We start from the raw sequence: 13,892 nt of genomic DNA, 5'->3' as shown, positions 1-13,892 counted from the left end.
TGCGCAGTACGGCCCGGCCGTCCTGCGGCTTGCCAGCGATCGCCGGTCAATGCCTCACTGCGTTCTCCGATACGGATTGCCCAAGCACGGCCGCATCGCCGCGATGCGGCCGCCAGACGCGAGGATTGCATGCCGCATTACAACCGCATCCTGATCACCGGCGCGGCGGGGCGCCTCGGCTCGCAGCTCCGCGCCGGCCTTGCTCCGCTGGCGAAGGCGATCCGCCTCGCCGATCGCGATCCGCTCGGCCCGCTCGCTGCCCATGAGGAAGAGGCGATCTTCGATCTCGCCGACATGGAGGCGACGATCGCCGCGACCGAAGGATGCGATGCCATCGTCCATTTCGGCGGAGCACCAACCGAACGCGAATGGCAGGTCATCCTCGATTCCAGTATCCGCGGCTCCTATCACATCTACGAGGGCGCCCGGAAACACGGGGTCAAGCGGATCGTCTACGCCTCGTCCGTCCATGCGATCGGCTTCCATGAGATCGGCGCTCATATCTCGGTCGATGCGCCGGTCCGCCCCGATTGCCTCTATGGCGTCGGCAAGACCTTCGTGGAAAGCCTCAGCCGGCTTTACTGGGACAAGTACGGCATCGAGACGGCGTGCCTGCGCATCTTCTCGTCTTTCCCCGAGCCGGCCGATCGCCGGATGCTCTGGTCCTATCTGTCCTTTGCCGATTGTGTGCGCCTCGTCACGGCGTCGCTGACCGCGCCCTTCGTCGGCCATACGATCACATTCGGCACCTCCGACAACACGGTGAAGGCGGTGGACAATAGCGGCGCCGGCCATCTCGGCTATCGCCCGCAGGACAGCTCGGAGCCATTTCGGGCCAAGGTCGAGGCGAAGGCGCCTGCTCTCGATCCGAAGACGCCAACGGGGCGGTATCTCGGCGGTCATTTCTGCGAGATGGCCCATCCGGACGATGAGGCGAAGCCTTGAAGGCGAAGAGCGGAGCCGGCCGGCAGGGAGCCTTGCCCGGCCCCGGCTGCCTGTCCGGCGCGCTCAACGGGGCTCAGGCAGACCTCAAGAGACCACGGCCGCCCTTCGGCTGGTATGGAGGAGCGCGAGGACGAAGACGAACGACAAAAGCAGCACGATCGTCGGGGCCGGCGCGCTGTCGAGGAAGAACGAGAGATAGACGCCGAGTACTGAACCACTCACGGCGATGGCCACCGACGCCAGGAGCATCGAGCTGAAACGGCGGGTGAGCAGGAACGCGATGGCACCGGGCGCGATCAACATGGCGATGGCGAGGATGATGCCGACGGCCTGCAGCGCGCCGACGATCGTCAGCGAGATCAGACCGAGCAGGCCGTAATGCAGCAGCTTGACCCGCAGGCCGACCGCCTGGGCCTGCGCCGGGTCGAAGGCATGCAGCAGGAAATCCTTCCATTTTATGCCGATCACCGCCGCGGTGAACAGCGCGATCGCGGCCGCGCCTGCAATGTCGGCCCCGGAGACGCCGAGCATGTCGCCGAAGAGGATGTGGTCGAGATGCACGTCGGACTGGATCTTGACGTAGAGCACGAGGCCGAGCCCGAACATGCCGGAGAAGACCACGCCCATCACCGTGTCCTGCTTGATCCGGCTGTTCTCCTTCAGGAAGCCGGTCGCGGTGGCGCAGATCATGCCGGCGGCGAAGGCGCCGATCGCATAGGGAAAGCCGAAGATATAGGCGAGGACCACGCCGGGGAACACGGCGTGGCTGATCGCATCGCCCATCAGCGACCAGCCCTTCAGCACGAGGAAGCAGGACAGGAGCGCCATCGGCACGGCGACGATCGCCGAGATCACCAGCGCATTGACCATGAAGTCGAAGCGGAAGGGCGACAGCAATGTCTCGATGAGGACCATCACCCGGCCTCCAGCTCGCAGGCGGCGCGGCGACGGGCGGCCAAGAGGCCATGCTTGGGCGCGAGGAAGAAGGCGATCAGGAAAACCGTCGTCTGCAGCACGACGATGATGCCGCCGGTGGCACCGTCGAGAAAATAGCTGACATAGGCGCCGGTGAAGCTCGTCAGCGCGCCGATCGCGACCGCGATCGTCAGGAGCCGCGGGAAGCGATCGGTCAGCAGATAGGCGGTCGCGCCGGGCGTAACCACCATGCAGATCACGAGGAAGGCGCCGACCGTCTGCAGCGCCGCCACCGTCGAGGCCGAAAGCAGGGTGAAGAACATCAGCTTGAGTGCCGTCGGGTTGAGACCGATCGAGCGCGCATGGCTTTCGTCGAAGAAGGTGACCATCAGGTCCTTCCATTTGACGAGCAGGATGGCGAGCGAGACGAAACCGATGGCCGCGAGCTGGATCGTGTCGGCCGGGGTGATGGCGAGCACATTGCCGAGCACGATGGTCTGGATGTTCACCGAGGTCGGCGACAGCGAGACCATGAACAGGCCGAGCCCGAAGAAGCTGGAGAAGATCAGGCCGATGATGGCGTCTTCCTTCAGCCGCGTGCGCTGGTTCAGGAACAGCATCGCGCCGGCCGCGAGCCCGCCGGAGAAGAAGGCGCCGACAGAGAAGGGCAGCCCCAGCATATAGGCGCCGGCCACGCCCGGCACGATCGCGTGCGAGAGCGCGTCGCCGATCAGAGACCAGCCCTTCAGCATGAGGTAGCAGGACAGGAAGGCGCAGACGCCGCCGACGAGGGCGGAGACCCACATCGCATTGCGCATGTAGCCATAGGCGAAGGGCTCGAGCAGGAGCGCGGTCATTGCCGCTCTCCGTCAGGCGCCTCGGCCTCCCGGCGCGATGCCTTGCCCTCGCGCAGGATCAGGGGTCGCTCGTCATCGGTGAAGACGCCGACCGGGGCCTGCCCTTCGTGGCCGGCTCCGCCCAGCACGAAATGGCGGAGCACGCCGCCGAAGGCGCGCTGCAGGTTTTCCTGCGTGAAGGTCTCAGCCGTCGGACCGTAGGCCAGCACCGTCCCCTTGATCAGGATGGTGCGGTCGCAGAATTCTGGCACGGAGCCCAGATTATGCGTGGAGACCAGCATGACGCGGCCCTCGGCCCTGAGTTCCCGCAGCAGGGCGATGATCTGGTCCTCGGTCTTGACGTCGACGCCGGTGAAGGGCTCGTCGAGCAGGATGACCCGGCTGTCCTGGGCGAGCGCGCGCGCGAGGAAGACGCGCTTCTTCTGCCCACCCGAGAGCTCGCCGATCTGGCGCTTGCGGAAGGCGCTCATGTCGACGCGGTCGAGCGCCGTGGCGACGGCCTCGTGATCCGCGGCCTTGGCGATGCGCATCATGCCCATATGGCCGTAGCGGCCCATCATCACGACATCCTCGACCAGCACCGGGAAGGTCCAGTCGACCTCCTCGGCCTGCGGGACATAGGCGATGAGGTTGCGGCGCAGCGCCTCGCGCACGGTCAGGCCGAGGATGCGGATGTCGCCCTTCGCAAGGCGCACGAAGCCCATGATCGCCTTGAACAGCGTCGACTTGCCGGAGCCGTTGACGCCGACGAGTGCGGCGATCGTGCCGGTGGGGATGCGGAAGCTCGCATCCCGGAGGGCGGTATGGCCATTGCGATAGGTGACCGTCGCGTCGGTCACCGCGATGCCTGAGCCCTCCTCCACGACGGTGGGAAGCGAGCGGCCGGCAACGGGAGCGTTCACCGTGTCAATCCCTTCGCGATCGTGTCTGCCGTGACCTTGAGCAGGTCGATATAGGTCGGAACCGGGCCGTCCGCCTCGCTCAGCGAATCCACGTAGAGCACGCCGCCATAGTTCGCGCCGGTCTCGCGCGCGACCTGCTGGGCGGGCTTTTCGGAGATCGTGCTCTCGGAGAAGACCACGGTGATCTTGTTCTTCCTGACGGCGTCGATGACCTTGCGGACCTGCTGCGGCGTGCCCTGTTGGTCCGCATTGATGGGCCAGAGATAGAGCTCCTTCAACCCGAAATCACGCGCCAGATAGGAGAACGCGCCCTCGCTGGAGACGAGCCAGCGCTTCTCAGCGGGAACGGCGGCGAGCTCGGCCTTGATCGGATCGACGGCCGCCTTGATCCGGGCCTTGTAGGCCTCGGCATTGGCCTTGTAGGCCTCGGCGTTCTTCGGATCATGCTTGGCGAAGGCGTCGCGGATGTTGTCGACATAGATCAGCGCCGCTGCCGGCGACATCCAGGCATGCGGGTTCGGCTTGCCCTTGTAGGGTCCCTCGCTGATCCCCATCGGCTCGACGCCCTGCGAGACGACGACACTCGGGACATTCCTGAGGTTCCGGAAGAATTTCTCGAACCACAGTTCGAGATTGAGGCCGTTCCAGAGGATGAGCTGCGCGCCCTGCGCACGCTGGATGTCGCCAGGCGTCGGCTGGTAGTTATGGATCTCCGCACCCGGCTTCGTGATCGACTCGACCACGGCGACGTCGCCGGCGACATTGCGCGCGATATCGGCGATCACCGTGAAGGTCGTGACAGCCTTGAACTTCTCCTGCGCCGCAGCGGGCGCGCCGCCGAAAGCGACAACGAAAGCGGCGCCCACCAAACCGATCAGAGCCGATCTACGCGAACCAACGGCCATCGACGCATCCTTATTGACAATGAATTGCAACAACTCATTGCTAACCCGAAGTCCAACAATTTTGCAAGTGCGATTGATTAGCAATTAGAAGTTTTCTCGCACACCGGACGCCTCGCGACGCGCCGGCGACACGACGAAACCTGCAGCGACGCCGACGTCACGAGCGTGGGTGATGCAAGCCAGCCAGAGGCAAGAGGAGGTCCGAAGCAGGCATTCGCGCTTCCGCGATCGCCGCAAATCATCATGCGCCCGCAACAGTTGCCCGGATCGCGCGCAGACCGGGAAACTTTGAATGATTACACGTATAAACTATTGTAATTGCTATATTTTTTGAACGATGGCAGGTTTCCGGCGCCCGTTTGCGGCATCGTTGATCACCAGAGCGCTCTCATGAACACCCCGAATCCGCGCCGGCCCACGGGGCGGGCCGCCTTGAGCAACCCCAGGCAGGCTCCCGCGAAGCCTGACGCCAAGCCCGCGAAGAGCCTCACCAGCTCGGCCGTTTTCAACGGCGCGACCGAGATCGGCATCGAGCATCATGGCGAGCTCTACCGGTTGAAGATCACCCGGCAGGGAAAGCTGATCCTGACCAAGTGAAGGGGGGCGGGTGGACGGTGAAGCCACCCTGCCCTCCCTGCCTTCGGAAAAGCGACCTGGCGCGTCATGCTATCGCGCCAAGCCGGCCCGTATCATCCGCTCAGAACGTGCCCTTGAGACCGACGCCGAACATGCGCGGCTCGGTCATGCTCGCCTCGGTGCCGCCGATGCCGCGGTTCTGCTGCATATAGGTCGGCGCGCGCTCGTCGAAGATGTTCTTCACATAGCCGTAGAGCTGCAGGTTGTCGGTGAACTGGTAGCTCGCGCGCAGATCGGCGATCGTGTAGGGCTTGATCAGGTAGAGGCGCGTATTGGCCACGTCGGAATAGTATCCGTCGGTATGGCGCATCTGCGCGGTGACGTTGAACTTGCTGGTGACGTCCCAGCTCACGCCGAAGCTGAGCATGTAGCCAGGCGACTTCGCGAACTCGTTGCCCTTGTAGCCGCTATTGGCGGAGATCCTGTCGATTTCCGTGCGCAGCAGGCCTGCCCCGGCCTTGAGCGTGAGATTGTCGAGGATGCGATAGTCGGCATTGACCTCAAGCCCGTAGGCATGGGCCTTCTCGGCATTGATGCCATAGGACTGGACGACGCCCGTCGCGAGCACCACCGGGATGAAGTACTGGGCATTGCGGAAGTCGGTGTAGAACAGGTTGCCGCTGACGTTCAGCCTGTTGTCGAACAGGCTGGCGCGGGTGAACAGCTCATAATTCCAGAGCGTCTCTTCCTTGAAGGACTGCCAGCGGCCAGCGGTAAGATTCAGCGAGACGCCGCCGGGATTGTAGCCGCGATTGACCATGGCGCCGACGGTCCAGTCCGGCGTCACCGCATAGGCCAGCGAAGCCTTGGGCAGGACCGCCTGGAAGGTCTTGTCGAAATCGACGCCCTGCCGTGCGAAGACCGTGCTGCCGACGCGCTGGATCTGGTCCTGCTGGAAGCGCAGCGAGCCGGTGAAGGTCCAGCGATCGGTCAGGCGGTAGCTCGCCTCGCCGAAGATGCCGAGATTGCGCTTGGTATCGTCGAAGGTCGAGCGGCCGGTGAGGTAGAGGTCCTCGTCCGTCTTGGTGTGGGCGTAGTAGATGCCGGCAACGCCGCTGAGCACGTCGCTCGGATCGCCGTAGGTCAGCCGCGTCTCGTTCGAGACGTTCGTCTGCTTGATATAGGCATCACCACTGCCGAGGATGCCGGTCTTCCGGCTGGTCGAGAGATCGCTGTACTGGGTCTGGTTGAACAGCTTGAAGCGGTTGCCGAAATCATAGCTGAGATCGAGGATGCCGGTCGTGGTGTCCTGCCGCCAGCTCGGCATGGTCGTGGTGATGTGCCTCAGCCTGTGGAACGGGGCGGATGCCGCTTCCTGGCTCGGCCGGTTGGTCGAATTGCGCGACAAGGTGAGCTTCGCCTCGAAGCCAGGCAGCGCGGTCGGGCGCCAGAGCAGCTTGGCGCGCAGGTTCAGCGCCCTGAAGTCCTGGTCGGCATAGCGCGTCTGGAAGTTCGGACTGACATAGTTGATGAAGGTATCGCGCGCCGAATAGTCCAGCGAGATGCGGCCGGCGATCTGCTCGGCGATGATCGGCCCGGACAGCATCATCGCGGTGCGCCGTGACGCATAGCTGCCGAACTCGGTCAGGAAGGCCGCTTCCCGCGTGAAGGTCGGGTCCTTGGTGTTGACGATGATCGCGCCGGCGATGGCGTTGGCGCCCTGCGAGGTCGTCTGCGGGCCACGGAAGACCTCGATGCTCTTGACGTCCCAGGGCGAGGTCGCGCCGAAATAATACTCGTTATAGCTGAGATAGTGGCCGTCCACGTTGATCGTGGCACGGGGCACAGTGCCGCCCCAGAACGAGTTCTGGCCGGTGAGCGGCCCCTGCGTGTCCTGGCCGCGGATGACCGGCGCCCCGACCGTGTCGGTGTAGGTCACGTTCGGCGTGCCGACGAGCACTTCGGAGACCGAGCTGTTGCCGGTGTTCTCGCGAGCGATGTCACGGGCCGTCTTGACCGCGACCGACGAAGCAGTGCTGCGCAGGTCGCGCTCGACCTTCTCGCCGGTGACCATGATCGTGTCGAGCTCGATCGTCATGCCGGCCGCCGGAGCGGGCGCGCCTTGCGCGAAGACCGGCGAGGCGGCGGCGACGGCCATGAGCGACACGACGCTGACGCCGCGCAGCAAAGCGAACCTGGACGACATGATGTTCCCCGCAATCCGAAGACATCTCGCTGGCTGGGGACAGGGCCGTGGCTCGCGAGCTTGCAATGATGATCCTACAGTGCGGAATGCATTCCGCATGTCAACACGAGAGCCGACACCTGGACGGTATTGTCCCGGCCTGTTGTTTTCCGGTCGCAGCCGTGCGACGCCCATTGCCGGCCGCACCGGCCCGCTTGTCCTGACAAGGCCGCCAATGGCAGAAAGCCTGTTCCGGCGGCCGCCGGGAGCCTCACCGCGATTCGCATGATGACCAGCCTTTTCCCTTCTGCCGTCGCGCGCGCCTCCGCCTCGCCCGATCCGGAGCGGTGTCGGTGACGCCCCCGCCATCCGAGGGCCGCGGCGCGCCCAAGGCCAAGCGCTCGGCGACGATCCAGTCGATCTCGATCGCGGCCCGCTTCCTCGATATCCTCGCCAAGGCGGACGGCCCTTTGGTGCTGGGCGAGGTCGCACGGCGGGCGCGCACCGGCGCTTCCACCGCCCATCGCTACATGCAGAGCCTGGTGCGCGAGGGGCTCGCGGCACAGGATGAGGTGACCGGGTATTACGATCTCGGCCCCGTCGCGCTGAACATCGGCGTCCGCGCGCTCCGGCGCATCGACGCCGTCGAAGTCGCGGCGCGCGCCATGAAGACGCTCTCCGCCGGCATCGCCGCAAGCTGCGGCGTCGCGATCTGGACGGAGCGCGGACCGACGATCGTGCGCTGGTACCGCAGCACCGATTTCGCGATCAGCACGGTGACGCTGGGCGACGTCCTGCCGCTCGACAACACTGCCTGCGGCTTCGTCTTCCAGGCCCATCTGCCGAAGGATGCGATCGCCGCGGTGCGCAAGCAGCAGCCAGCGTCCTTTCGCGGGACCCGGCCGGCCGGCGCGATGCTCGATGCGATCAGACAGGATGGCGGCGCCGAACTGAACGAGCATCTGTTCTCGCTGCTGACCGGCAAGGCCGCGCCTGTCTTCAACGCGCTCGGCGAGATCGCCTGCGTCGTGACCACGGTGTCCTTCGTCAAGACGGCGGAGGCGGAGGGCCACCGCGCCGCGCTCTATGCGGCGGCGAAGGCCGCGACGCGGGAATCCGGCGGCTGAGTTCAAGCCTAGCACGCCGCGTCGAGCCGCAGGTGCTCGCGCAGCGTCGATCCCTCGTACTCGCCGCGAAACAGGCCCCGCCGCGCCAGGGCCGGGACCAGCTCCTCCGTGAAAAGGCGCAGCGACCGGAAGGAGCCGCCGGGGATCGCGATGAAGCCGTCCATCGCGCCGGCCTCGAACCAGTCGACGATCTCGGCGAGAACCTCGTCGACCGTTCCGACGGAGACCCAATGCGCCGAGCCCACGACCTCCGGGCGTGAGAGCAATTCCGCCACGGTCGGCTCGCTCGTCTCGACGAAGCGTCGCAGCAGCGTGGCATGGGTCCGGCTGCGGACCGGCGCATCAGCCGGGGGCAGCATCGCGGCCGTGACGCGCGCGTCGGGAGCGAGATCGCCGAGATCGAGCCCGAGCACGGTCTTCACCGATTTGCGGCGCTGCTCGGGCGTGAGATGAGCATGGGCGCGCTCATGCAGGGCCCGGGCTCCCTCTCGCGTCTCAGCGAGAAAGAAATGCAGGCCGGGCAGGACCCGCACGGACGCAGCGCTGCGCCCACGCGCTTCGGCACGGCGGCGCAGATCGGCGCGCAACTCGATGCCGGCCTCCCGGTCGGGCATGGCGGCGAAGGTTGCATCCGCGATCGAAACCGCGAAGTCACGGCCGATATCGGAGGCCCCCGCCTGGAAGAGCGGCGGCGGCCCTGCCGAATGGCCGGGCACGTTGAGCGGCCCCCTGACGCTGAAGAACGCGCCGCGATGGTCGATCGCGGCGCTGGTCGCCGCACCGTTCAGTGCCGCGTTCGGATAACTCTGCCAGAGCCTTTGCATGACATCGGTGAACTCCGCCGCCTTGCGGTAGCGGATATCCGGCGGTGGCATCGGCTCATCGCCGAAATTCTCGGCGCCCTCGATCGAGGTGACGATGTTGAGCCCGGCGCGACCCTTGCTGATCCAGTGCAGCGACTGGATCTGGCGCGCCACCACATAGGGCGGGTTGAAGCTGGTCGAGACCGTGGTGACGAGGCCGATCTTCTCGGTCTCGCGGGCGATCGCGGTCATCAGCAGCGTCGGATCGAGGCCGACGAAGCCGCCGCCCATGCCCGGATGCAGGAGGAGGTAGTCGGGCTTGAAGACGAAATCGAGCTTCGCCCGTTCCGCCATCCGGGTCAGTTCGAGATTGAAATCCGTCGGATCGCCATTCGGGCGCGGCTCGCCATCATCGGCCGGCCGGCCCTTCAGCCAGGTCGGCGTCAGGCTCAATCCGATATGAAGCTGTCTGGCCCTGGCCATGGCGTTTGTCTCTGGTTTCTCAAAAGCTGCGATTGCTCACCCGGCCTTGGCCTTTGGGCACGATCAGCGGGGTGCCCGCGACGGGGTCGGTAATGACGATGCAGGGCAAGCCGAAGACCACTTCGACCAGCTCCGCCGTGACGATCTCGGCCGGGTTGCCCTCGGCGACGATGGCACCGTCCTTCATGGCGACGAGATGGGACGCATAGCGGCAGGCCTGGTTGAGGTCGTGCAGCACGGCGACGACGGTGCGGCCTTGCGCATTGAGCTCGGCCAGCAGGTCGAGCAGTTCGATCTGGTGGGCGATGTCGAGGAAGGTCGTGGGCTCGTCGAGCAGCAGGATCGGCGTCTCCTGCGCCAGCACCATCGCGATCCAGACGCGCTGGCGCTGGCCGCCCGAGAGTTCGTCGACGGCGCGGGCGGCAAGCCCGCCCACGCGCGTTGCCCGCATCGCATCCGCAACCGCGACCTCGTCCGCCTTCGACCATTGCCGCAGGAAGGATTGATGCGGATAACGCCCGCGCGCGACGAGATCCGCCACCGTGATGCCGTCAGGCGCGATGGCGCTCTGCGGCAGCAGGCCGAGGCGTCGCGCGACCTCCTTGGCCGGGCGCTCGCCGATCTCGCATCCGTCGAGGATCACCTGCCCGGAGGTCGGGACGAGCAATCGCGACAGGGCGCGCAGCAGGGTCGACTTGCCACAGGCATTGGGACCGACGATCACGGTGAAGGAGCCATCGGCGATCGCGACAGAGAGCCCGGTCGAGATCGTGCGCGCATCGTAGCGGAGCGTGACGGCTTCGGCGCTGAGGCGGGCCCCGGAGTGACGCGCAAGAGCGGGCTCGACTCCCGCACCGGTGGGGCCGGAACGAGGGAATCCTGCGCTTATTCTCTTTAGACTCTCGAACATCGATCTACTTTTTAATTCTTCTATATCCTGACGATTGATTTACAAATTTCCATTCTTTCGCTGCAATCACCACCTATATTGCCTCGAATCCTGTACATCCGCCGGCTTATACCCGATAACGCTACAGAATTCACATACTCATATTGCATTGCAGAATGCGATCCGCCATGAGGAATATCGAGCCTTCACGCGGATGCGCATGGCAGTGAGCCGGACGGCATGATGTCGCCGGCCCGGCAGCGCACGACCCGCAGGCTCGACAGGACACTCCCGTCCGGGAACAGCGACGATGCCTTTCGCCAAGCTTTTCATCGCCCTCATCGCCATCGCAGGCGCCCTGAGCTTGGCCGGCGCGCCCGCGCGCAGTCAGGAAGCCGGCTGGCCGCGCACGATCCGGCATGTCGCGGGGGAACTGACCCTGGCGGCGAAGCCGAAGCGGATCGTCTCGACCACACCGAGCGTGACCGGCATCCTGCTGGCGATCGAGGCGCCGCTGGTGGCAAGCACCGCGACAACGCCGAGCCCGCTGACCGATGGCAAGGGCTTCTTCTCGCAATGGGCCGGGGACGCCGACCGAAAAGGGGTGAAGGTCCTCTATCCCAACCTGAAATTCGACATCGAGGCCGTGCTCGGCTGGAAGCCCGATCTCGTCATTGCCTCCACCACCGGCGCCGACAGCATCCTGCAGCACCGGGCCGAGCTGGAGGCGCTCGGCGTTCCCACGACGGTCGTCGATTACTCCAGCCGCAGCTGGCAGGAGCTCGCGACCGAACTCGGCAAGGCAGCCGGCCTCGAAAGCCAAGCAGCGGCGGCAATCGCGGGCTTCGACGCCGATCTCGCAGCCACGGCCCGCACGCTCACAGCGACAGGCACGAAGGCCAGCATCGTCGGCTACAACATCGCCGGCAGCTATTCGGTCGCGCGGACATCGAGCCCGGTCGCCAAGCTGCTCTCGGAGCTGGGCTTCGAGATCGTCGGCCTGCCGCCTGAGCTGCGGCCGAATACGGGGCGCGCCTCGGATTTCGAGTTCTTCTCGCGCGAGAACCTCTCAGCCGCCATTACCGGGGACGTCGTCCTCCTGTTGCGCGCCACCGAGAAGGACGTGCCGGCCTTCCTGGCAGAGCCGGTGCTCACCAATCATCCGGCCGTAATCGGCAAGCGCGTCTATCCGCTCGGGCTGACCTCGTTCCGCATCGATCCCTATTCCGGCCGGCAGATCCTCGAGCAGGTGCGTGCGAGCTTCGGCAAGCCATGAGGAGGCTCCGGCGCGGGTGGTGGCTCGCCGCCGGTTCGGGCGCGCTCGTCCTGCTCGCACTGGCAAGCCTGGCGATCGGCTCCCGCCCGATTCCGCTGGCGACGGCCCTCAACGCCTTGCGGGCCTATGATCCCGGCAACGATCTCCACCTGATCGTCCGGGAATTGCGCGTGCCGCGCCTGATCACAGCCATCTTCGCCGGTGCGGCGCTCGGCGTCGCCGGCGCGATCATGCAGGCCGTGACCCGCAATCCCCTGGCCGAGCCCGGCCTGCTCGGCATCAATGCCGGCGCGGCGGTCGCAGTGGTGCTGGGCGTCACCATCTTCGGCCTGACGCGGCCGGTGCATTATGTCTGGCTCGCCGCGCTCGGGGCCGGGCTTGCCGGCAGCGCCGTCTTCCTGCTCGGGCGGGCGCATGAGACCGGGACCAATCCGATCCGGCTCGTGCTCGCAGGCGCCGGCCTCTCGATCGTGCTCGGCGCGATCACCGGCATCGTGGTGATCAATGCACCGCCCACCGCCTTCGACGATTTCCGGCATTGGGCGGCCGGCTCGGTCGAGGGTGCGAGCTTCGAGGCCGTCACGGTGCTCGCCATCTGCGTCATCGCCGGGCTCCTCGTCGCCCTTTCGGTCGTCAGCGGCCTGAACGCCCTCGCGCTGGGGCAGGAACTCGGGCAGGCGCTCGGCGCCGCGCCCCACAGGATCTGGCTCGGCGCCTGCCTGGCGGTGATGCTGCTGGCGGGAGCTGCCACCGCAACGGCGGGCCCGATCGGCTTCGTCGGGTTGATCGCGCCGCATCTTTCGCGTGCTCTATTGGGTGCGGACCATCGCTGGATTCTGCCCGGCGCGGGACTTGCCGCCGCGATCCTGCTGCTTGGCGCCGATCTCGTCGGACGCGTGGTCGCGGCCCCCTCGGAGGTCGCGGCCGGAATCGTCGCAGCCCTGGTCGGCGGCCCGTTCTTCATCATGGCGGTGCGTCGCTTCCGGGTGAGCCGCCCATGAGCGCTCCCATTCCACTCCGTTTCGGATCACTCTCGCTGCTATGGCGCCCACGAACCGCATGGGTCTGCGTCGCGCTTGCCGGCATCGGCCTCGTGCTCGCGATCGCGCTGCTGGGCACCGGCACGCTCGCCTTCACCCCGGCAGAGGTCACCGCCGCCCTTTTCGGCAAAAGTGGGAATGCGATGGCCGAGCGTGTCGTCTGGGGCCTGCGATTGCCGCGCGTCGTCACGGCGGCCTGCGTCGGCGCGGCGCTCGGCATGGCCGGAGCGATCTTCCAGTCGATCTCGCGCAATGCGCTGGGCTCGCCCGACATCATCGGCTTCACCACCGGCGCCGCGACCGGCGCGATCATCCAGATCATCCTGTTCGGCGCTGGCCCGCTCGCCGTTTCGCTGTCGGCCGTTCTCTCCGGCATGGCGACGGCCGCGCTCGTCTTCCTGCTCGCACTGAAGGGGCGCACCACCGGCGGTTACCGGCTGGTGCTCGTCGGCATCGGCATCGGAGCGACCCTGTCCGGCGTCAACACCGTCCTGCTGGTGGCGAGTGATCTCGATCGATCGGTCTCGGCGCAGATCTGGCTTGCCGGCTCGCTCGCCGCGCGCAGCTGGTCGCATGCCGTGCCGGCCGCACTCGGCCTGCTGCTGATCGTGCCCGTCGCGCTGTGGCATGCCCGGCGGCTCGCCCTGCTGGAGATGGGCGACGACGCCGCGAGCCAGCTCGGCGTCTCCGTCGAGCGCACGCGGCTCGCGATGGTGATGACGGCGGTCGGCCTGACCGCGCTGGCGACGGCCGCGGCCGGCCCGATCGCCTTCATCGCGCTGGCCGGCCCGCAGCTTGCTCGGCTGCTCTGCCGTTCGCCGGACGTGCCGCTCCTGCCCGGCGCGGCGATGGGCGCCATCCTGCTGCTGGCAGCCGACCTGATCAGCCAGCGCTTCCCGTCCGGTCTCAACATGCCGATCGGACTGACGACGGGGTTGCTGGGCGGGCTCTATCTGCTTTGGCGGCTGACCCGCGACGAGAAGGTGTAA

13 protein-coding genes are annotated in these 13,892 nt (G+C 66.4%); 6 read left to right on the top strand and 7 right to left on the bottom strand.

Features of this window, described 5'->3' with window-relative positions; all coding sequences use genetic code 11:
- Positions 1-129: 129 nt before the first annotated feature.
- Complete coding sequence (locus tag AC07NY_RS10620; protein WP_494583805.1) at positions 130-945, top strand: NAD-dependent epimerase/dehydratase family protein; 816 nt, start codon at positions 130-132, stop codon at positions 943-945.
- 84 nt (positions 946-1,029) lie between these two features.
- On the opposite strand, the gene AC07NY_RS10615 is transcribed toward AC07NY_RS10620, so the two are convergent.
- The 4 genes from AC07NY_RS10615 to AC07NY_RS10600 are packed head-to-tail and all read right to left on the bottom strand — an operon-like array spanning position 1,030 to position 4,524.
- Entirely contained in the window at positions 1,030-1,860 is an 831-nt protein-coding gene (locus tag AC07NY_RS10615; RefSeq protein WP_492287656.1) for a metal ABC transporter permease, read from the bottom strand.
- Positions 1,860-2,717: an iron/manganese ABC transporter permease subunit SitC gene (gene sitC / locus AC07NY_RS10610; protein ID WP_494583804.1), complete on the bottom strand. Its 858-nt coding sequence runs from the start codon at positions 2,715-2,717 to the stop codon at positions 1,860-1,862. Before sitC ends, AC07NY_RS10615 begins: the two co-directional genes overlap by 1 nt.
- Positions 2,714-3,619, bottom strand: coding sequence for a manganese/iron ABC transporter ATP-binding protein (locus AC07NY_RS10605; RefSeq protein WP_494583803.1), 906 nt, complete (start codon positions 3,617-3,619; stop codon positions 2,714-2,716). The genes sitC and AC07NY_RS10605 overlap by 4 nt, the downstream gene beginning before the upstream one ends.
- Positions 3,616-4,524 (bottom strand): metal ABC transporter substrate-binding protein, encoded by a 909-nt coding sequence (locus AC07NY_RS10600; protein WP_494583802.1) that lies wholly within the window; start codon positions 4,522-4,524, stop codon positions 3,616-3,618. Before AC07NY_RS10600 ends, AC07NY_RS10605 begins: the two co-directional genes overlap by 4 nt.
- A 390-nt stretch (positions 4,525-4,914) precedes the next feature.
- On the opposite strand from AC07NY_RS10600, the gene hemP reads away from it, so the two are divergent.
- Positions 4,915-5,121: a hemin uptake protein HemP gene (hemP, locus tag AC07NY_RS10595; protein WP_492287660.1), complete on the top strand. Its 207-nt coding sequence runs from the start codon at positions 4,915-4,917 to the stop codon at positions 5,119-5,121.
- 100 nt (positions 5,122-5,221) lie between these two features.
- On the opposite strand, the gene AC07NY_RS10590 is transcribed toward hemP, so the two are convergent.
- The gene (locus tag AC07NY_RS10590; protein WP_494583801.1) at positions 5,222-7,306 is read right to left on the bottom strand and encodes a TonB-dependent receptor; all 2,085 of its coding nucleotides are present in this window, start codon (positions 7,304-7,306) and stop codon (positions 5,222-5,224) included.
- A gap of 332 nt (positions 7,307-7,638) precedes the next feature.
- Between AC07NY_RS10590 and AC07NY_RS10585 the strand changes: the two genes are divergently transcribed.
- Complete coding sequence (locus AC07NY_RS10585) at positions 7,639-8,412, top strand: IclR family transcriptional regulator (RefSeq protein WP_494583800.1); 774 nt, start codon at positions 7,639-7,641, stop codon at positions 8,410-8,412.
- 8 nt (positions 8,413-8,420) lie between these two features.
- Here the strand turns inward: AC07NY_RS10585 and AC07NY_RS10580 are convergent, their stop codons facing one another.
- On the bottom strand, positions 8,421-9,698 hold the full coding sequence (locus tag AC07NY_RS10580; protein ID WP_494583799.1) for an NtaA/DmoA family FMN-dependent monooxygenase: 1,278 nt from the start codon (positions 9,696-9,698) through the stop codon (positions 8,421-8,423).
- Between the two features lie 19 nt (positions 9,699-9,717).
- Entirely contained in the window at positions 9,718-10,608 is an 891-nt protein-coding gene (locus AC07NY_RS10575; RefSeq protein ID WP_494583798.1) for an ABC transporter ATP-binding protein, read from the bottom strand.
- A gap of 289 nt (positions 10,609-10,897) precedes the next feature.
- On the opposite strand from AC07NY_RS10575, the gene fepB reads away from it, so the two are divergent.
- From fepB to AC07NY_RS10560, 3 genes are read left to right on the top strand one after another with little or no spacing between them, the layout of a single operon-like run.
- A complete protein-coding gene (fepB, locus tag AC07NY_RS10570; RefSeq protein ID WP_494583797.1) occupies positions 10,898-11,863 on the top strand; it encodes a Fe2+-enterobactin ABC transporter substrate-binding protein in 966 nt (321 codons plus the stop codon).
- Positions 11,860-12,864 (top strand): FecCD family ABC transporter permease, encoded by a 1,005-nt coding sequence (locus AC07NY_RS10565; RefSeq protein WP_494583796.1) that lies wholly within the window; start codon positions 11,860-11,862, stop codon positions 12,862-12,864. Before fepB ends, AC07NY_RS10565 begins: the two co-directional genes overlap by 4 nt.
- Positions 12,861-13,892: a FecCD family ABC transporter permease gene (locus tag AC07NY_RS10560; RefSeq protein ID WP_494583795.1), complete on the top strand. Its 1,032-nt coding sequence runs from the start codon at positions 12,861-12,863 to the stop codon at positions 13,890-13,892. Before AC07NY_RS10565 ends, AC07NY_RS10560 begins: the two co-directional genes overlap by 4 nt.

Source organism: Allobosea sp. GW821-FHT09G06 (assembly GCF_059416005.1).
Note: the sequence above shows the minus strand (reverse complement) of the source record. Positions and strands in the feature narration are given on the sequence as shown.